18 protein-coding genes and 1 riboswitch are annotated in these 17516 nt (G+C 60.5%); of the genes, 10 read left to right on the forward strand and 8 right to left on the reverse strand.

What is annotated here, in order from left to right:
* Window positions 1-25: 25 nt before the first annotated feature.
* A complete protein-coding gene (locus ACSMDR_RS09120; RefSeq protein WP_436467985.1) occupies window positions 26-2080 on the reverse strand; it encodes a tRNA(Met) cytidine acetyltransferase TmcA in 2055 nt (684 codons plus the stop codon).
* Entirely contained in the window at window positions 2077-2379 is a 303-nt protein-coding gene (locus ACSMDR_RS09125) for an HlyU family transcriptional regulator (protein WP_040318932.1), read from the reverse strand. The genes ACSMDR_RS09120 and ACSMDR_RS09125 overlap by 4 nt, the downstream gene beginning before the upstream one ends.
* A 135-nt stretch (window positions 2380-2514) precedes the next feature.
* On the opposite strand from ACSMDR_RS09125, the gene ACSMDR_RS09130 reads away from it, so the two are divergent.
* The 3 genes from ACSMDR_RS09130 (at window position 2515) to ACSMDR_RS09140 (ending at window position 3916) form a co-directional block, all read left to right on the forward strand.
* Window positions 2515-2703, forward strand: a complete 189-nt coding sequence (locus tag ACSMDR_RS09130; RefSeq protein ID WP_005895010.1) for a bacterioferritin-associated ferredoxin — start codon at window positions 2515-2517, stop codon at window positions 2701-2703.
* Between the two features lie 107 nt (window positions 2704-2810).
* Window positions 2811-3287, forward strand: coding sequence for a bacterioferritin (gene bfr, locus ACSMDR_RS09135; protein WP_005895007.1), 477 nt, complete (start codon window positions 2811-2813; stop codon window positions 3285-3287).
* A 170-nt stretch (window positions 3288-3457) separates the two neighbouring features.
* Complete coding sequence (locus tag ACSMDR_RS09140) at window positions 3458-3916, forward strand: methylglyoxal synthase (RefSeq protein ID WP_005895003.1); 459 nt, start codon at window positions 3458-3460, stop codon at window positions 3914-3916.
* A 69-nt stretch (window positions 3917-3985) separates the two neighbouring features.
* Here ACSMDR_RS09140 and ACSMDR_RS09145 read toward each other — a convergent pair whose 3' ends face one another.
* Window positions 3986-4573: a superinfection exclusion B family protein gene (locus ACSMDR_RS09145; protein ID WP_005895000.1), complete on the reverse strand. Its 588-nt coding sequence runs from the start codon at window positions 4571-4573 to the stop codon at window positions 3986-3988.
* 202 nt (window positions 4574-4775) lie between these two features.
* Window positions 4776-4883, forward strand: a riboswitch (yybP-ykoY riboswitch).
* An 88-nt stretch (window positions 4884-4971) separates the two neighbouring features.
* Between ACSMDR_RS09145 and ACSMDR_RS09150 the strand changes: the two genes are divergently transcribed.
* On the forward strand, window positions 4972-5958 hold the full coding sequence (locus tag ACSMDR_RS09150) for a sodium:calcium antiporter (protein WP_436467986.1): 987 nt from the start codon (window positions 4972-4974) through the stop codon (window positions 5956-5958).
* A gap of 95 nt (window positions 5959-6053) precedes the next feature.
* Here ACSMDR_RS09150 and ansB read toward each other — a convergent pair whose 3' ends face one another.
* The 3 genes from ansB to ACSMDR_RS09165 all read right to left on the reverse strand — a co-directional run bounded on the left by ansB (window position 6054) and on the right by ACSMDR_RS09165 (window position 8573).
* Entirely contained in the window at window positions 6054-7112 is a 1059-nt protein-coding gene (gene ansB / locus ACSMDR_RS09155) for an L-asparaginase 2 (protein ID WP_436467987.1), read from the reverse strand.
* Between the two features lie 130 nt (window positions 7113-7242).
* Window positions 7243-7437 (reverse strand): heavy-metal-associated domain-containing protein, encoded by a 195-nt coding sequence (locus ACSMDR_RS09160; protein ID WP_436467988.1) that lies wholly within the window; start codon window positions 7435-7437, stop codon window positions 7243-7245.
* 185 nt (window positions 7438-7622) lie between these two features.
* Window positions 7623-8573 (reverse strand): AEC family transporter, encoded by a 951-nt coding sequence (locus ACSMDR_RS09165; protein WP_436467989.1) that lies wholly within the window; start codon window positions 8571-8573, stop codon window positions 7623-7625.
* Between the two features lie 138 nt (window positions 8574-8711).
* On the opposite strand from ACSMDR_RS09165, the gene treR reads away from it, so the two are divergent.
* The 4 genes from treR (at window position 8712) to ACSMDR_RS09185 (ending at window position 13658) form a co-directional block, all read left to right on the forward strand.
* A complete protein-coding gene (gene treR, locus ACSMDR_RS09170; RefSeq protein WP_436467990.1) occupies window positions 8712-9659 on the forward strand; it encodes a trehalose operon repressor TreR in 948 nt (315 codons plus the stop codon).
* A gap of 187 nt (window positions 9660-9846) precedes the next feature.
* Window positions 9847-11277: a PTS trehalose transporter subunit IIBC gene (gene treB, locus ACSMDR_RS09175; RefSeq protein ID WP_436467991.1), complete on the forward strand. Its 1431-nt coding sequence runs from the start codon at window positions 9847-9849 to the stop codon at window positions 11275-11277.
* 92 nt (window positions 11278-11369) lie between these two features.
* Complete coding sequence (gene treC / locus ACSMDR_RS09180; protein WP_436467992.1) at window positions 11370-13031, forward strand: alpha,alpha-phosphotrehalase; 1662 nt, start codon at window positions 11370-11372, stop codon at window positions 13029-13031.
* A 3-nt stretch (window positions 13032-13034) separates the two neighbouring features.
* Window positions 13035-13658 carry a sugar O-acetyltransferase gene (locus ACSMDR_RS09185; RefSeq protein WP_436468236.1) on the forward strand — a complete coding sequence of 208 codons (624 nt, stop codon included), beginning with the start codon at window positions 13035-13037 and terminating at the stop codon, window positions 13656-13658.
* A 129-nt stretch (window positions 13659-13787) separates the two neighbouring features.
* On the opposite strand, the gene ACSMDR_RS09190 is transcribed toward ACSMDR_RS09185, so the two are convergent.
* A complete protein-coding gene (locus ACSMDR_RS09190; protein WP_436467993.1) occupies window positions 13788-14246 on the reverse strand; it encodes an Lrp/AsnC family transcriptional regulator in 459 nt (152 codons plus the stop codon).
* 106 nt (window positions 14247-14352) lie between these two features.
* On the opposite strand from ACSMDR_RS09190, the gene ACSMDR_RS09195 reads away from it, so the two are divergent.
* Window positions 14353-15219 carry an EamA family transporter gene (locus tag ACSMDR_RS09195; RefSeq protein ID WP_436467994.1) on the forward strand — a complete coding sequence of 289 codons (867 nt, stop codon included), beginning with the start codon at window positions 14353-14355 and terminating at the stop codon, window positions 15217-15219.
* A gap of 63 nt (window positions 15220-15282) precedes the next feature.
* Here the strand turns inward: ACSMDR_RS09195 and ACSMDR_RS09200 are convergent, their stop codons facing one another.
* On the reverse strand, window positions 15283-16788 hold the full coding sequence (locus tag ACSMDR_RS09200; RefSeq protein WP_495549120.1) for a histidine-type phosphatase: 1506 nt from the start codon (window positions 16786-16788) through the stop codon (window positions 15283-15285).
* Window positions 16789-17180: 392 nt separating this feature from the next.
* Here ACSMDR_RS09200 and ACSMDR_RS09205 point away from each other — a divergent pair, with 392 nt between their 5' ends.
* A complete protein-coding gene (locus ACSMDR_RS09205; protein ID WP_436467996.1) occupies window positions 17181-17513 on the forward strand; it encodes a hypothetical protein in 333 nt (110 codons plus the stop codon).
* The last annotated feature ends 3 nt before the right edge of the window (window positions 17514-17516 follow it).

The following is a 17516-nucleotide window of genomic DNA, read 5'->3' on the forward strand; positions in this document are numbered from 1 at the left end:
GATTTGTATCCCGGCGGGCTGGGTACTACAACAGCCGCGCCAGCAAGCCACGCAGTGCTTTGATGAGTTCAGGCTTGCCACTGAGGCTCTGGCGACGAGCCAGCAGCTCCCAAGGTGCGTATTGCCAAATGCTGGCGATGAGCAAGGCTCGCTCCGCAGGTTTCAATCCATCCAGGCGGTTCATGTTGGCCGCCAGCCAGCGCTGCAGGCTGGGTTGGCACAGCTCGAACGGTTTGTGGTGATGGGCAAAACAAGTCAGCTCATCCTCATCAAACGCCTCCCACCCTGACCATCTGTCCGTCGGTTCCTCTTTCTCACCCTCCTTCCCCTCAACGGGGGCCACGCACTGCCAAACCAGCTCGGGATCCAGCTCCCGCAGCTCACCGGCCAGCAGCGTCGGCAGTTGGCGGCAAAAGCGCTCGTGCCAACGGGCAAGTTCGGCCTCCCGCTCGGGGCGCAGGGCACGCAGCAACAGGGCGGCATGGCTGCCACTGGCCGCATCTCTCTGCAGGCCGATGCGCAATGCCTGCAGGCCCGCCCGGCGCCAAAAAGGCAGCAGATCCGCCGTGGCAGAGAAGGCGGCGCCGAGGTAATCGACCCCGGAGTCCCGGTAATGGGTCACTAACTGGTCAAGCAGCAAACTGCCGAGCCCGCGTCTGTGCAGCTCGGGATGCACGGCGATGCGCAGCACCCGGCCATAGCTGCGCTCCCCTGCCTCCCGCAAGCCGCCATGGGCCAGCAGGGACTGCGGCAACAGATGGCCGCGGGGCCGCCGCCGCCCTGCCCAGATATCCTCGGCAAGCTCGGCCGGGATATGGCCCTCCCGCGCCACCAGTGCCACTGCGAGCAGACTGCTATCTTGCTCCAACAGATGAATGTCGAGGTCCGGGCTCTCCAGCAAGATGCGCAGATCGCTGGGCGTAGTCTGGTAGTGAGCCAGCACCAGCAGCCCGAATACCTGATTGAGCAGAGCCTCGTCGCTGGCCAATGCCTGCTGGGTTATCTGGCGCCGCACCGGGGCAAGCACAGGGGGTGGCGTCCTGACCTCGGCATCCAGCCCCAGCAGGCGAAACACCAGGGCCTCCAGCGGGCAACCGGCGCGCCAGCGCACAGGTTCGTCCAGATGCAGCTCCTGCCAGCCGGGAGCCCGCTGGTCAAGATGGGCCTTGAAGCGCAGGTGAAAACCACGCCCCGTCCCCTCATAGCCATGCTCTGTGGTGGCAAAAGCGATGCGACTATGGCGCGCCAGCATGATCTCGAGCAGCGGCGTTGGAATGGCGGCGGCCTCGTCGACCAACAGCAGATCGCAGGCTATCTCTTCTTGCACCAGCTGCTGGGGGGAATAGAACGCTATCCTGTCTGACGCCTCGCCCAGGGCGAGCCTCCCATGTTCGAACAGGCTGGAGACAGTCGCCTTGGCAGGCGCCGTAACGGCAATGCGCAGTCCTGGCTGCTCGCGTAACAAGACCGCAGCAGCCAATCCTAAAGCCGAACTCTTGCCTCGCCCACGATCGGCACTGATCACCAACGGCCGTCGCCGGTGGCCATGCAGCACCTGACGAATGGCCGTGATGGCGTGAGTCTGACCCGCCGTCATGGGGCGATCAGTCTGGATGGGATGCCAAGGGGAAGAGAGTGTCGGCAGCGCGAGATCCAGGGCGGGATCTTGATGCAGCAGGCGCGCCAGCCGGGCAATAAAGCCCTGACCCGCACGTGGCAGGTCGTCCGGTGTGGCGACCAGGCGTAGCCTGTCTGGATCCGCGAAACCGGGCCACTCAGCCCGTGGCGGGGTGAGCAGGATCAGCAAGCCCCCTGCGCGAAGGGTACCTGCCAGGGCGCCGAACGCATCGGGGTGAAAGCCGCTGAAACTATTGAACACCAGGGTATCGCACTCCTGACCGAGCCGTTGCAGCGCCTTGGCCGCAGGCAGGGGGGCATATTGCGGCGGCCCCTCGCCGAGCCAGAAGATATCGCCGGACAACCATGTCTGGGCGGCAGCCAGCGTCTCGGTTTCAGCGCCCTCCAACCAGACCAGACGCCGCTCCCCAGCCCTGCGCAGGGCCTGGCGCAATGCGATCATGCGTCCTGACCCGGTCTGGGGCCGAACATCTGCTCCCCGGTCTGATTGATGAAGGTCTGGGCCTTTTGCACCATGAAGCGTTCGGCATCGGCCGGGCTGGCGAACAGATCGGAGCGAATAAATCGGTGAGTGCACAGCTCGCCAGCCACTTCCTTGGTAATACGCCCCGCCAGTCGATATTGCCCCCCTTCGGCCATGGGTTCTGGATAGATGAGATAGCCGGCATATTCAGTCGGGGTAACCTCAGGTGCGGCGGGCGCTGCGCCACCAAACAGTGACTTGAACAGGGTCTTGAACATGGAACCTCCAAAGTGATGGGACATTGTCCTCAAGGGGCTGAGGAGTGGCAAGTGGCCCGGCTTATTCCCAATTGTTATTTGCACTGCAAACCACTCTCATTTAGATTTCAGTTTATTCCAAGGTGAGGTGTAAATATGTACGTTTGTTTGTGCCGTGGCATTACCGATACCCAGATACGTCAGGCGGTACAGGCAGGTAAAGATCTTCGTCAACTCAGGAAAGAGCTGGGTCTGGCCAGCCAGTGCGGCAAGTGCTTGCCCATGGCGAAAGCGATCATCAAGGCCGAACTCGACAAGGTCCCCAGCTACTACCAGGTAGCCTGAGTTTCCCTGGCCTCGCCGCCCCCTTCCTCAGCGGGTATCTGCCCGCTTGTCCTGTTGTTGTCATCTTCCTAGTCTAAGCTTGATGGATCCAGCAAGGAGAATTGACGATGAAAGGTGATGCCAAAATTATCGCGCATTTGAACAAGGTGCTAGCCAACGAGCTGGTTGCCATCAACCAATATTTCCTGCATGCCCGTATCTATGATGACTGGGGCCTCAAGGCCTTGGGGCACAAGGAGTATCACGAATCCATCGACGAGATGAAGCATGCGGACGAACTGATCAAGCGCGTCTTGTTTCTGGAGGGCCTGCCCAACTTGCAGGAGCTGGGCAAGCTGCGTATCGGCGAGACAGTCGAAGAGATGCTGCGCTGCGATCTCTCTCTGGAGATGGATGCCATCCCGGACTTGAAGGCTGCTATCGGCTATGCCGAATCCACGCACGACTATGTCAGTCGGGATCTGTTCCAGGATATCCTCGAAGATGAAGAGGAGCATGTGGACTGGCTGGAAACTCAAATAGACCTCATCGGCCGCATTGGTCTCGAAAATTACCAACAATCTCAGCTTCATCAAGGATCCTGACTAGCCGAGCGCTTCATGCCAATCGACGATATCCAGACCCGCTTAGGCGGGTTTTTCATGGTCCGCACCGGCCATGCTTCACCCGGATCACAGTTATGGCGCCCCGATAGGCAGGGGGCGACGCTTTCGATTAGGATAAGCGTCTCAACTTCTCACCCTCGGATACCAAGATGGAACAGATTGCACGGGAAATGGCCCCCCATAAACGGGTCGCCCTGGTGGCACATGACAATATGAAGACGGCACTGCTCAACTGGGTTGGCCGTCGCAAGGAAGAGCTCAAGCTGCATCACCTCTATGCGACTGGCACCACGGGCAGCCTGCTCAGCAAGTCGGCCCAGTTGCCTATTACTTGCCTCTTTTCCGGCCCCATGGGCGGCGATCAGCAACTCGGTGCCCTGATTGCCGAAGGCAAGATAGATGTGCTCATCTTCTTCTGGGATCCTCTCAACGCAGTGCCCCATGATCCGGACGTCAAGGCGCTGCTGCGCCTGGCCGCCGTCTGGAACATTCCGATGGCGACCAATGAGGCAACCGCCGACTTCATCATGGACAGCCCCCACATGCACCAGGCGTTCAGTGTGCAGATCCCGGACTATGCAGGCTACCTCAAGGCACGAACCCAATAGACAGCCGTCGCTGGGGAAATAGCAAAAGGCGCCGATATGGCGCCTTTTTTATGGGTGAACATGCAGGACTCAGCGCTGCAGGCTTTTTTGGGCGAACTTGGGTCTGGCGTTCATGATCTGCTCCACCTGTTCGTCGCTCATCTTGCCACGGGAGAGACCCAGCACCTTGTAGGTGAGCAGGGGGCGGGCAGGCAGGGCTATCATCAGCGCCCGGATCTGGTTCTCGTCATCCTTCTCCCGCACCGGCTTGCCGTAGGCGTAGGTGAGCACGCCTGCGTCTATCAGATTTTTGACGGCGGGCTCGGTGATCGGCAGGTTTATGACGCTTTTACGCTGCAGCACGAACTCGCGCAGTACCGCCTTCTCGTTGAAGTCGAGGAAGGCGATCATCTGGGAAAGCTGATCTTTCTGCTTGCGGGACAACCATTCACCGCAGGCCCACTCCCACAGGATCAGCATGCCCTGGCTGCAGAAGTAGGAGATGGCGATCAGCATACCGACCCCGAGCCAGGCGGCGTGCAGCTCGGCCCAGGTACTCACGGCCCCTTTCATCAGCCAAGTCGGAAACAGCAAGATAATGCTGCAGCAGAGTAGCAACCAGACCATGAGCCAGTTGAGGCGGTTCAGTTGGTAAAAATGTTGGATCCACCGTTTCATCGTTCACCCTTGCCAAATCGTTGTGGACAGTAGTCAGGTCATAGCAAGGGCTGTGCCAAGGCGTAGATGACGGGGAAAGATCAAGGATCCGGACGGAAAACCATGGATGGCTGGCCGAAGTGGCGTCACATTCCCTTACAACTGATCCAGCGGATGATCATCACGTTGCCTTGTGAGGCGGCGGCCAACTTGGTAAAAAGACCGCACTGTCATTGGGGAGTAGCAACCCGCCCGTGATCCGGGCAGGGCTCATGTCAACATTCTTGGATCTTCAGATCCATGGCATGGGCGGCGATAGCATCTATCGCTCTGCAAGACCTTTGGCCTCGATACGCAAGCCAGCCGGGCGAGCCGTATCGGGTCCATCGGTTGTCCTGCTCGCCTGGCGGTTGCCTATCATGTTGATCACCCTGCTGTTATTTTTGCTCTCTGCCATCACCATCTACCTTGCCTGCGAATATTTCGTCAACGGTATCGAGTGGACCGGCCATCACTTCAGGTTCTCCCAGAGCGCCACCGGCTCGCTGCTGGCGGCCCTCGGCACTGCCTTGCCCGAATGCATAGTCACCCTGACCGCCCTGCTGATGGAGGATGCCCCCGTTCAGCAGCAGATAGGGATTGGTGCCGCCCTCGGCGGTCCGCTGGTGCTCTCCACCATAGGCTACGCCGCCGTCGGCATGACCCTGTGGCTCTACAGGAGCCCTGAACAAAGGGTCATCGCTGGCGAGGTGCAGCGCAAGATAGGCCGGGATCAGGCCTGGTTTGTCGCTATCTTCCTGGTGGCGGTGGCCCTCGGCATGGTGGCCTTCACCGGCAAGGCCTGGCTGGCCCCGCTGTTCGTGCTGATGTATCTGCTCTATGTGCGCCGCGAACTGAGACAGACCGACAGCCAGGCAGCCGACTTGCCAGAGCCCCTCAAGCTGGATCCAGAGGCCGGGATCCCAGCGCTTGGCAAGGTGTTGCTGCAGACCCTGGGAGCCCTGGTGGTGGTGGCGCTGGCGGCGCAGCTGTTCGTCCATCAGCTGGAGAGCATGGGCGAGCTGTTCGGCCTCTCCCCCGTGCTGGCGGCCCTGCTGCTGAGCCCGGTGGCGACCGAGATGCCCGAGCTGATGAACGTGCTGATCTGGGTGAAGCAGGGCAAGCATCGGCTGGCGCTGGCCAACATCTCCGGTGCCATGATGATCCAGGGCACCATCCCCAAGGCATTCTGCCTGATATTTACCCCCTGGTTGCTGGACAGCACCATGATGGTCTCCTCCCTGGTGACCCTGCTGGCGGTGGTACTGCTGTGGTGGGGCTTCAGCCGGGAGCGGATGGCGGCGGGCAGACTGGCCTGGGTGGGGTTGGTGTACCTGGGGTTCTGCGGATGGCTGATGGTGAGCTGAAGGCGTGCTCTATGTGGAGATGACGCCATAAGAAAGGGCAGGATCCGATCCTGCCCTTTTTTCATGGGTGTATGTTAGCGGGTTGAGCCCCGGGATCAGAACTGCTGGAACCAGCGCTGGATCTGGGCCGGATCCTTGCTCTGGGTCAGGGAGAGCATCAAGAGGATGCGCGCCTTCTGCGGGTTCAGGGTGCCGGCGGCCACAAAGCCGTACTTGGCGTCATCGATCTCGGCATCCAGGGTGGTGGCGCCGGTCGGCACGCGGGCGGAGCGCACCACCCGGATGCCGTCCTTGCTCGCCTTGGCCAGGGTGTCGAACAGGCTGTGATAGAGGTTGCCGTTGCCCACCCCGGCGCTGACGATGCCGTCGAACCTGGCATCCACCATGGCCTTGGCGGGCAGGTCGGTGGCGTTGGCATAGCCGTAGACGATGCCTACCTGCGGCAACTTGTCGAGCTTGCTCACGTCGAACGGGGTCTTGCTGGTATGCAGACGGGCCGGGCTGCGCTGGTAATCGATCTTGCCGTTGTGGATGTAGCCTAGCGGGCCGAAGTTGGGGGCGGCGAAGGTTTGCACCCCGGTGGTGTTGGTCTTGGTGACGTCGCGGGCGTCCAGCACGGTATCGTTCATGGCGACCATGACGCCACGCCCCTTGGAGCTGGGATCGGAGGCGGTGACCACGGCGTTGTAGAGGTTGAGCGGGCCGTCGGCACTCATGGCGGTGGAGGGGCGCATGGCGCCTACCAGCACCACCGGCTTGTCGCTCTTGACGGTCAGATTGAGGAAATAGGCGGTCTCTTCCATGGTGTCGGTGCCGTGGGTGATGACGATCCCATCCACCTCATCCTTGGCCAGCAGCTCGTTGACCCGCTTGGCGAGCGTGAGCCATACCTCGTCGTTCATGTCCTGGGAGCCTATCTTGACCACCTGCTCCCCCTGCACCTCGGCCACCTTCTGCATCTCGGGAACTGCAGCGATCAGGGTCTCGATGGCCACCTTGCCCGCTTCATAGTTGGATTGAGTGGCGGACTGCCCGGCACCGGCTATGGTGCCACCGGTCGCCAGGATTTCTATATGGGGCAAGGCCATAGCCAGGGGGGATAGCGTCAGGCCAACGACGGCGGCGAGCAGGGTCTTGCGAAGAGGGAGGGTCATGCTGCAAATCCTTCTGGATGAAAAAAGTGCAGCAAGTTTGCGCTTTCTGTTGCCGTCGTTTGTGATGGCTCTCACCAAAAAACAGCTGGATACAGAATTTTAACCTGTTTAATACCTCTATTTAGATAATTTAACTCGCACCAAATCCTTGTGCCTCAATCAGGGCGATCAGCTCCGCTTTGCTCAGTTCGCTCTCGATGACGGCTTGCTTGCTGGCGAAATCTACCTTCGCTGAGGCCACCGCCGGCTGGGCCAGCAGGGCTTTTTGCAAGCTGGCGGCGCAGCCACCGCAGGACATGCCGGATAGGGTCAGTTCGATAGTCATGTTGAGCCTCCTCTTGTGGGTGTTTCTTCAGCCTAACGTTGTCAGCCAGGGCAAGGTCAAGCACTGCATTAGCCTCCATTGCCCGGCTTACCCACAGACCCGGCGCCGGTCATCGACACTCAGGCTAGTGCTCAGCAGCGAGTCGGGGGGGTGGCGATGCTGACAACAGTACGCCGAGTGTTTGGCTATCCCATCAACCCCAGATAGTTCATCAGGGCCGCCCCCAAGCTGGTGGTGACCAGCGAACCCAGGGTGGTGGTCGCGATGATGTTGGCCGCCAAGGCGCTGTCGCCCCCCATGGCGCGGGTCATCACGTAGCTGGCGGCTGCGGTCGGGGTGGAGCTGATCAGGAAGAGGATGCCGAGGGCCTGGGTGCTGAAGCCTAGCGCCCAGGCCCCCAGCACCAACAGCACGGGAATACAGAACAGACGGTTGACGGTGGCCCAGCCGGTCAGCATGGCGCCGCCGCGCAGGGCATTGAGGTTGAGGCTGGCGCCGGTACAAAGCAGGGCCAGCGGCAGTGTCATGTTGGCAAAATAGCTGCCCGTGGTGATCACCAGCTGCGGGAGCTCTATGCCAAGCAGGCCGAACGGCAAGGCAGCCAGTATGGCGATGATGAGGGGGTTTCTGACTATCCCCCTCAAGATGGGCTTGATCCCTTTCCCTCCCCCCAGACTGCGGGTGAGGGTGATCACCGCCAGGATGTTGTAGAGCACTGTCACCGAGCCCACCAGCAGGGCAGCGGCGCCTATCCCCTGTGGGCCGTAGGCGTTCTGCACATAGGCCAGCCCCATGATACCCATGTTGCCGCGAAAGCTGCCCTGTACGAAGATGCCGCGCTGACGTTGCTCGGGAATGAAGCGGGAGGCCAATACTTCCAGCACCAGGAAACCGGCCAAGGTACCGAGCAAACCGTAGAGGATGAGCCAGGGGCTTGGCATGGTTGAAAAGTCGGTGCGCACCATACTGAGGAACAGCAGGGCAGGCAGGGTGACTTGGAACACCAGACGGGAGGCGGACTCAACGAAGCTGTCCGGCAAGAGGCCGAAGCGCTTGAGCACTATCCCAAGGATCAGCACCACGCAAATGGGGCCAGTGATGGAGAGTGAGAAGTTGAGACTGGTGATCAAATCCATGGTGCTCGTCCTGCGCAACAGAGGGCGCCCTCATGGGCGGAGCAGCCATTCTAGCGCCATGGACTTGTATTCACAGGCCTTAATCACAACAATGTCTGCACTTTGTCGTCTGCCCTGCTCCCCTGCCACGGATCTCACATGGAAAAGAAACTGACCATCCTAGATATAGCCAGCCTCAGTGGGGTCGGTAAATCGACCGTCTCCCGGGTGCTCAATCAGGATCCCAAGGTCAACCCCGAGACCCGGGCCAGGGTCGAGGCGGTGATAGCCCAGCACAGCTTCGTGCCGAGCAAATCGGCGCGCGCCATGCGCAGTCAGAGCCAACGAGTGATAGGCATAGTGGTATCCCGACTCGATTCCAGCTCGGAGAACCAAGCAGTGCGCGGCATGCTTGAAACCTTCTATGCCTGCGGCTACGACGCGGTGCTGATGGAGAGCAAGTTCTCCCCGGCCAAGGTGAGCGAACATCTGGCGGTGCTGTCCCGGCGCGGGGTAGACGGCATTATCCTGTTTGCCTTCAACGATCTCGACTATGACACCATGGCGCCGCTGACCGACAAGCTGGTGCTGATGGCGCGGGAACGCCCCGGGTTCTCCTCCGTTTGTTACGATGACGAGGGGGCGGTGCGGGCCGTGCTGGCGCACCTCAAGGAGCGCGGCATTGATGAAGTGGCCTATCTGGGAGTCGATCGCACGGATCTCACCACGGGTCTGCGCCGCCATCAGGCTTATCTCGATTACTGCAAGGAGCAAGGGCGCAGCCCTAATGCCGCCCTTGGCGATCTCAGCTTGCAAAGCGGCTACCGACTCGCCGCCAACTTGCTCACCCCGGCGACCCAGGCCCTGGTCTGCGCCAGTGACACCCTGGCCATAGGCGCAGCCAAGTACCTGCAAGAACAGGGACGCACCGATGTTCTGGTCAGCGGCCTGGGCAGCAATCCCATGCTCACCTTCCTGTTTGCCAACGCCCTCAGTCTGGATTTTGGCTACAAAGATGCCGGTATCCTGGCCGCCAGGCAGTTGCTCGGCCAGATAGAAGAGGCCAAGGCGCCGAAGGCCACCATAGCCCCCTGTCAGCCCCTGTAGTCTATCTTTCCTCCTGAACCTCGGCGTTTTGCGCTTTTTGTGACCATTGCCACGAATTGGGAACGTTCCCATTGCCGAAGAGCACGACTGGCTTCATGCTGGTTGGGAACGATACCAATAAGCAGGCGGTCATTGGCTAGCCAGCAAAAAAACGACCATTATTCATCGAGTCACAGAGGGAAGGCTCATGTCAAAAGTCAACACACAGCATCTGGCGCAGCTGATCGAACGGATTGGCGGCAAAGAGAACATCACCACTGTCAGTCATTGTCTGACCCGATTGAGATTCGTGCTGGCCGATCCGGCCAAGGCGGATATCAAGGCCATCGAAACCATCCCCGCCGTCAAGGGGTGCTTCACCAACGCTGGCCAGTTCCAGGTGGTCATCGGCAACGAGGTGGACCAGTGGTACAAGGCGCTCACCGAGGAGATCGGGGTCAGCGGCGGCAGCAAGGATGCCGCCAAGCAGGCCGCCCGCCACAACATGAATCCGCTGGAACGCGCCATCTCCCATATGGCGGAGATCTTCGTGCCCCTGCTGCCCGCCATCATCACCGGCGGTCTGATCCTGGGTTTCCGTAACGTCATCGGCGACATCAAGATGTTCGATGATGGTACCCATACCCTCGTCGAAATCAGCCAATTCTGGGCAGGGGTTCACTCCTTCCTTTGGTTAATTGGCGAGGCCATCTTCCACTTCCTGCCGGTCGGCGTCTGCTGGTCTACCGTGAAAAAGATGGGGGGCTCAGAGATCCTCGGGATAGTATTGGGGATCACCCTGGTATCGCCGCAGTTGATGAATGCCTATGGCATCGGCGGCGCGACACCCGATGTATGGGACTTCGGGATCTTTACCATCCAGAAGGTGGGCTACCAGGCCCAGGTTATTCCCTCCATCCTCGCTGGTGTGGTACTGGCCTGGCTCGAGACCAATCTCAGACGCATCATCCCGGCCTATCTCTACATGGTCATAGTGCCGTTTGTTGCTCTCATAGTGACCGTCATCCTGGCTCACACCCTGATAGGCCCCTTTGGCCGCTGGATAGGTGAAGGCGTGGGTTATGCCGCCAGAGCCGCCATGACCGGCGATTTCGCCCCCATTGGCTCTGCCATCTTCGGTTTCTTCTACGCGCCTCTGGTCATCACCGGCATCCATCACACCACCAATGCCGTGGACCTGCAGTTGATGAAGGACATTGGTGGTACCCCCATCTGGCCGCTGATCGCGCTGTCCAATATCGCCCAGGCATCCGCAGTGGTGGGCATCATCCTGATCAGCCGCAAGGAGAACGAGCGGGAAATCTCGGTGCCCGCCGCCATCTCGGCTTATCTGGGAGTGACCGAGCCAGCCATGTACGGCATCAACCTCAAGTACAAGTTCCCCATGCTGTGCGCCATGGTGGGCTCAAGCTGTGCGGCCCTCATCTGTGGCTTCGCCCATGTCATGTCAAACGGCATCGGGGTGGGTGGCCTGCCAGGTATCCTCACCATCAAACCAGAGTTCTGGGGCATCTACTCCATCGCCATGCTGGTAGCCATCGTGGTTCCCCTGGCGCTGACCATGCTGGTCTACAAACGCCAGCAGGCGGCTGGCAAGCTGGAACTGAGCGCTGCCTGACCGACAAGTACCACGGCGGAGCCCAGGCTCCGCCCTTTTTATTGGCCCAGTTCTACCCATAACCCCGTTTCAACAAGATGAGCGATACGACCATGAAACAGACTCCCTGGTGGCAGAGTGCCGTGATTTACCAGATCTACCCCAAAAGCTTTCAGGACTCGGGTGCCCGTGGCACCGGCGATCTCAAGGGGATCATGGCCCGCCTCGACTATCTCAAAATCCTCGACGTCGACGCCCTCTGGCTGACCCCTGTCTATGTTTCCCCCCAGGTGGACAACGGCTATGACATCGCCGACTACCTGAATATTGACCCGGCCTACGGCACCATGAGTGATTTCGAGGCGCTGCTGGCCGCCGCCCACGCGCGCGACATTCGCATCGTGATGGACATAGTGGTGAACCACACCTCCACCGAACATGTCTGGTTCAAATCGGCGCTGGGGGATAAAAACAGCCCCTACCGCGACTACTACATCTGGCAGGATCCGGTGGATGGCGGCGTGCCCAACAACTGGCAGTCCAAGTTTGGCGGCAGCGCCTGGGAGCTGGATGCGGCCACAAACCAGTACTATCTGCACCTGTTTGCCCGCGAGCAGGCGGATCTCAATTGGGAGAACCCGGCCGTGCGCGCCGAGGTGAAGAAGGTCATCCACTTCTGGGCGCAGAAGGGGGTCGATGGTTTTCGCCTCGACGTCATCAATCTCATCTCCAAGGATCAGCGCTTCCCGAACGACGAGATTGGCGATGGCCGCCGCTTCTACACCGACGGGCCGCGCATCCACGAATTCCTGCAGGACGTGAGCCGCGACGTATTCGCCCCGGTCGGCGCCATGACGGTGGGCGAGATGTCTTCGACCTCCCTGGAGCACTGCCAGCGCTACGGCGCGCTGGATGGATCCGAACTCTCCATGGTATTCAACTTCCACCATCTGAAGGTGGATTACCCCAATGGCGACAAGTGGACGAAAGCGCCGTTCGACTTCCTCGAACTGAAGCGCATCTTCAACCACTGGCAGAGCGGCATGCACGGCAAGGGCTGGTCGGCGCTGTTCTGGTGCAACCACGATCAGCCGCGCATCGTCTCCCGCTTCGGGGATGAGGGCGAGTACCGGGTGGTGGCAGCCAAGATGCTGGCCAGCACATTGCACGGGCTGCAGGGTACCCCCTACATCTATCAGGGGGAGGAGATCGGCATGACCAACCCCGGTTATGACAGCATCCATGACTACCAGGATGTGGAGAGCCACAATATCTTCGCCATCAAGCGTGCCGAAGGCGTACCTGAAGCTGAAATTCTCGCCATTCTGGGTGCCAAGTCGCGAGACAACTCCCGTACCCCCATGCAGTGGAGTACCGCCCCCAACGCCGGTTTTACCAAAGGCACGCCCTGGCTCAAGCCCGCCGCCAACTACACCGCGATCAACGCCGAAGCCGCGCTGGCCGATGCTGACTCCGTCTTCTGGCACTACCGGGATCTGGTACGACTTCGCAAGGCACATCCCATCTTCACCCAGGGGGACTACCAGGAGCAGTTACCAGGCCATCAACGGATCTGGGCCTATCGCCGCCAATGGCAGGGACAGACCTTGTTGATAGTGAGCAACTTCTACGGCGAGGCCGTCGACTTTGCCCTGCCCACTGGAATGCAAGCCGATGAAGGTCGCCTGCTGCTTGGCAACTACCCTGATAGCCCGACTCAGCCGCAATCCTGCCTGCTGCGCCCCTATGAGTCCCTGATCTGGCTGGTGGAATAGATGATGACAGAGACAACGACAGTGGCGACCACAGAGGCTCGGCAACCCGCGCATGGGCCCGAGTGGCAAAAGATGGTGGCGGGTCAGCCCTATGATGCGGGGGATCCCGAGCTCAAGGCGGCGCGCGAGCGCTGCCGTTTCCTCTATCACAGCTTCAACACCAGCTGGCAGGAGAAACCGGCACAGGATGCGCTGCTGCGGGAACTGCTCGGCAGCCGGGGGCAGGCGTGTGCCATCAACCCGCCGTTTTTCTGCGACTATGGCGTCAACATCCATCTGGGGGAGAACTTCTACGCCAACGTCAATTGCACCATCCTCGATGTGTGCGAGGTGCATATAGGTGACAACGTGCTGCTGGCGCCCGGGGTTCAGATCTACACCGCCGCCCATCCGGTGGCGGTGATGCCACGGGTGGCCGGGGTCGAGTTCGGCAAGCCGGTGCGCATCGGCAACAACGTCTGGATAGGTGGCAGCACCGTCATCTGCCCGGGTGTCACCATTGGCGATAACAGCGTGATCGGGGCCGGATCCGTGGTGACCAAAGATATCCCGGCCAATGTGGTCGCGGTCGGCAACCCTTGTCGGGTGTTGCGCCCCATGACGGCGCAGGAGCTGGCTGACATCTGACCCAATCGGGACAGACAATCCTGCCCCGGCTCGCACTCGGCGCAGCGGCCAAGTCGCCTGCCGATCCATCTTGTTCATGACCGCTTGCCAATGGCTTGCAGGCACGTCTTCGCAGTAGAGGCGCCCACCTCAGGCAGGCAGCAAGGCCCCGCAGCGCTTGTGCTGCCCCATGACCACCAGGGTCTTGAAGCTGCGCACCTGCTCCCTGGCATGCAGCACCCGCCGGGTGAACTGCTCGTAGCTCGGCATGTCTCGCGCGGCGACCTGCAGCACGAAGTCCTGCTCACCCGTCACATACCAGAGGTCCATGACCTCTGGCTCCCCTTTCAGGCCGGCGATCATCTCATCGATGATACGACCATGATCCCGCTCCAGAGTGACGAGCACCAGCATGGTGATCGGCCAGCCCATGGTCGCCGGCGCCACCAGCGCCACCTCCCGCTCAATCAGGCTTGCCTCTCGCAGGGCCCGGACCCGGCGATAACAGGCGGGAGCGGAGAGGCCGACCCGGTGGGCCAGCTCGGGAATAGGCAGACGGGCATCCTGCTGCAGCTCGGAGAGAATGAGCAAATCGAACTTGTCGGTCATGGGGGATAAAGAGATAAAAATTATCGAGTGGGGCCAGTTTTAGACCTAAATTACGGCTATCGCCAGATATATTTTACTTTCCCTTCCCTGCTCAGGTTTGAACAAGATGCCACCGAATGCCACGACCCTCTCCTCCCTGCTGGCGGTCATGCTCGCCATGCTGTCGATTACCCTAGGTGCCTCCCTGGCCAAGTCGCTGTTTCCCTTGATCGGGGCCGCCGGCACCACCCTGTTTCGGCTGGGGTGCGCCGCTCTCCTCCTCTCCCTGGTGTTTAGAATCTGGCGAGCGCCACTCGACAGACGCACCCTGCTGGGGGCCATCCCTTACGGACTCTCGCTGGGAGCCATGAACCTGCTCTTCTATCTGGCCATAGAGCGCATCCCCCTCGGTGTGGCGCTGGCCATCGAGTTCATCGGCCCGCTGACGGTGGCGCTGCTCAGCTCCCGCCACCGGGAAGACTTCATCTGGCTGGCGCTGGCCATCGTCGGTCTGCTGTTGCTGCTGCCGCTGCGGGAGGCCGAACAGGCCATCGATCCCCAAGGGGCCGCATTGGCCCTCGGCGCTGGCGTGTTCTGGGGGCTCTATATGCTGACCGGCAAGCGGGCCGGTGCCTTATTGGGGGCCCAGGCCCCGGCCCTTGGCATGTGGGTGGGAACCCTGCTGGTGCTGCCCTTCGGCTTCGGCGGGGCGAGCGAGGCCTGCTTCACCCTCCCCCTGGTGCTGACCATAGCGGGAGTGGGGCTGCTCTCGAGTGCCATCCCCTACTCCCTCGAGATGTTTGCCCTGCGCCGGTTGCCGCTCAAGAGCTACGGCATACTGACCAGCGGCGAACCCGCCATGGGCGCCCTGATGGGGTTGCTGTTGCTGGGAGAGCAACTGCCTCCTGCGCAGTGGCTGGGGATAGCCGCCATCATCGCCGCCTCGATGGGCACCACCTGGCATGGGGGGCGGCGGCGCGCCGACCCCGCATGACTTCGCCAAATAGAGGCGGGTCTGTGATGACAGACCCGCTCCATCAGAGATACCGAGCGAACGTCATGACGGATAACCGTAGCAGCGCTTGAGCTCACCGAACTCATAGAAAGCGCTGCCGCTCTTGATGGGAACGCACCCTGCCTTGAACGCCGTCTCTTTCTCGTTGTAGAGCATCTTGACCAAGACCTTGCCCCTGTCATCGCGATAGGCATCCCACTGGATGTTGGCAGCATAAGGAGAGACCCAGCCACCGCGCCATTCGTTGTTGGCCTGGCTCATCAGCACGCCCGGCTGAGCGCTCTGCCGACTGCCCTCCAGCTTCATCAGGGCAGCCAGGGGTATGATGGTCTCGGCATGGGCAAAGCGCAGCGTGGCGAGGTGTTCGCCGGCGTTTTCCACGACCTGGCGCTGCACTTCGTTGAACATGCCATCCAGCAGAGCCTGAGCTATGTCGTAGGTTGCACTCTGATCGGCGAAGCTTGGACCTTTCTCGTAAAAATCCTCCGCATCCGAGAGGTAGGAGAACCATGCCGACTCCTCCGGGCTGAGATACTGCTCCAGCTCCCAGGAGACGCCCTGAGCATCGGCCTCGCGGATCATGCCCGGGCCGATGATGAAGAGGTTGTAGAGCATCAGGGCTGCATCCACCTCGTCGTGGACATAGGTCATGCCGCCATCCTCAGGGTTGATGGCCACAAACTCGACGCCGCCAGCCAGGTAGTCGACGAAGCTTTTACTGTAGATACGCTCAAGCATGGAACGCGCCATGGCCCGGGTCTTGTCCAGCCCTTTGAGACTGCCGAGGGCCTGACTGAGTACGGGGTTGGGTATCATGCCCGCCTCCTCATCCCCGACGAACGCCTGATAGGCCTGGAAGGCAGGCAGATATTTGAGGTAGTCCCCTTCCGGCTCCGTCTTGTGGAAGTAGAGCTCGAATTTGTTGCGCAGCCCCTTGTCGATGACGGAGGGATCATCCTGGCTGACGTAACAACGGGCATCATCGTTCACATAATCAACCCGCTGGGCCAAGCTCTGCATGAAGTAAAAGGCACTCTCGTTGGCCCTGTCCTTGCCCGACGTCTCAACCTGGATGCAGGCGGGCGCACCTCCCTTGCCGAACAAGGTGGGCAACCGCTCGGCCAGGCGGGTCGCCAGCTTGGCATGCTCCTCCTTGCCGAGGGCCGAGAGCAGGCCATAGCCGAGTTGCTGGTTGGCCGCAGTGACGGCATCCACCTTGGTTCCCAGACCTTGACCCAGTTCGGTCAGGGCTCCCTGCCGGGCGGCAGCTTCCCAGACCTGCCTGGTCAGGACATCGTACTTGGGGCTAGACAAGGAGCGGGAGCCATGGCGCGCCACCAGTTCGGTAAAGACCGGGGTGAAACCTGCCGGAGCCGCTTCATAACTGCTCGCATCCTGGCGAGCCGCGTAGACGGCCTTGGTACTGTACTGATAGTCGACACTGGGCGTGGTAGCAGGAGAAGAGTCGTTTTCTGAGTTGCAACCGGCCAACAGTGTCATTGTCAGACTGGCAGAGAGGGCGAGGGTGAGAGCAGAGGGGCGGAACATAGTCATCCTTGAACCATATTGAAAATGAGGCTGCACCTTAAGCGCTTCATATGACAATCAAGTGTCAGGAGTCGGCTTGATTGATGGCGCATGTGCAACGGCTCGCCATGCTCCACTGTCTGAACCTAAGATGGACATCGACTTCATATTTTTTGAACAACTAGACCAGATAATCTCGCTAACATCGGCAAGCCGATGCGTTTAATATTCAATCAACGCTTAGGCAGGAACGCCAAGTGGCCAAATAACAGGTCGTTCAGGACACCTGCATCATCAATGCAAGATGTTGGCAATCAACAGAAGAACAACACACTATTTGAATAACCTCTTGCACGGATGCATTGATTCAGGCCGAACCGGCCTTGGCAATGACATAAAAACCAAGAGAGTGAATGAACATGACAAACCTAATCAAGATGCTGGCCGTTGCAGGTCTGATGAGCGCTGGTGTCGCCCAGGCTTCCGTTCCCGCTGACTTCAATGCCACCCCGGGCGTGCTCTTTGTGAACTGGCACGCGACCGCAGCGATCGATGGCAAGGCCAATCCCATGCTGGAGGTGCGTAACGAATCCGGCGATGTATTGACCTCGGTTCATGCCAACCTGACGGGCACCCAAGTGGTGAAGATCCCCAGCCGCACGCAAGGCACGCTGACCGTCAGCCTGGGCGAGCAGAGCAGCGACTACCGCATCCCGTTCGGTATAGGTAGCGGCAAGCAGCGCTAAGTG

Source organism: Aeromonas molluscorum (assembly GCF_051376105.1).
Classification (GTDB): domain Bacteria; phylum Pseudomonadota; class Gammaproteobacteria; order Enterobacterales; family Aeromonadaceae; genus Aeromonas; species Aeromonas molluscorum.

What these genes read in the sequence shown, in the direction of transcription:
- ACSMDR_RS09120 (WP_436467985.1), bottom strand. Translation starts at nt 2,080, where the DNA reads ATGATCGCATTGCGCCAGGCCCTGCGCAGGGCTGGGGAGCGGCGTCTG.
- ACSMDR_RS09125 (WP_040318932.1), bottom strand. Translation starts at nt 2,379, where the DNA reads ATGTTCAAGACCCTGTTCAAGTCACTGTTTGGTGGCGCAGCGCCCGCC.
- ACSMDR_RS09130 (WP_005895010.1), top strand. Translation starts at nt 2,515, where the DNA reads ATGTACGTTTGTTTGTGCCGTGGCATTACCGATACCCAGATACGTCAG.
- bfr (WP_005895007.1), top strand. Translation starts at nt 2,811, where the DNA reads ATGAAAGGTGATGCCAAAATTATCGCGCATTTGAACAAGGTGCTAGCC.
- ACSMDR_RS09140 (WP_005895003.1), top strand. Translation starts at nt 3,458, where the DNA reads ATGGAACAGATTGCACGGGAAATGGCCCCCCATAAACGGGTCGCCCTG.
- ACSMDR_RS09145 (WP_005895000.1), bottom strand. Translation starts at nt 4,573, where the DNA reads ATGAAACGGTGGATCCAACATTTTTACCAACTGAACCGCCTCAACTGG.
- ACSMDR_RS09150 (WP_436467986.1), top strand. Translation starts at nt 4,972, where the DNA reads ATGTTGATCACCCTGCTGTTATTTTTGCTCTCTGCCATCACCATCTAC.
- ansB (WP_436467987.1), bottom strand. Translation starts at nt 7,112, where the DNA reads ATGACCCTCCCTCTTCGCAAGACCCTGCTCGCCGCCGTCGTTGGCCTG.
- ACSMDR_RS09160 (WP_436467988.1), bottom strand. Translation starts at nt 7,437, where the DNA reads ATGACTATCGAACTGACCCTATCCGGCATGTCCTGCGGTGGCTGCGCC.
- ACSMDR_RS09165 (WP_436467989.1), bottom strand. Translation starts at nt 8,573, where the DNA reads ATGGATTTGATCACCAGTCTCAACTTCTCACTCTCCATCACTGGCCCC.
- treR (WP_436467990.1), top strand. Translation starts at nt 8,712, where the DNA reads ATGGAAAAGAAACTGACCATCCTAGATATAGCCAGCCTCAGTGGGGTC.
- treB (WP_436467991.1), top strand. Translation starts at nt 9,847, where the DNA reads ATGTCAAAAGTCAACACACAGCATCTGGCGCAGCTGATCGAACGGATT.
- treC (WP_436467992.1), top strand. Translation starts at nt 11,370, where the DNA reads ATGAAACAGACTCCCTGGTGGCAGAGTGCCGTGATTTACCAGATCTAC.
- ACSMDR_RS09185 (WP_436468236.1), top strand. Translation starts at nt 13,035, where the DNA reads ATGACAGAGACAACGACAGTGGCGACCACAGAGGCTCGGCAACCCGCG.
- ACSMDR_RS09190 (WP_436467993.1), bottom strand. Translation starts at nt 14,246, where the DNA reads ATGACCGACAAGTTCGATTTGCTCATTCTCTCCGAGCTGCAGCAGGAT.
- ACSMDR_RS09195 (WP_436467994.1), top strand. Translation starts at nt 14,353, where the DNA reads ATGCCACCGAATGCCACGACCCTCTCCTCCCTGCTGGCGGTCATGCTC.
- ACSMDR_RS09200 (WP_495549120.1), bottom strand. Translation starts at nt 16,788, where the DNA reads ATGTTCCGCCCCTCTGCTCTCACCCTCGCCCTCTCTGCCAGTCTGACA.
- ACSMDR_RS09205 (WP_436467996.1), top strand. Translation starts at nt 17,181, where the DNA reads ATGAACATGACAAACCTAATCAAGATGCTGGCCGTTGCAGGTCTGATG.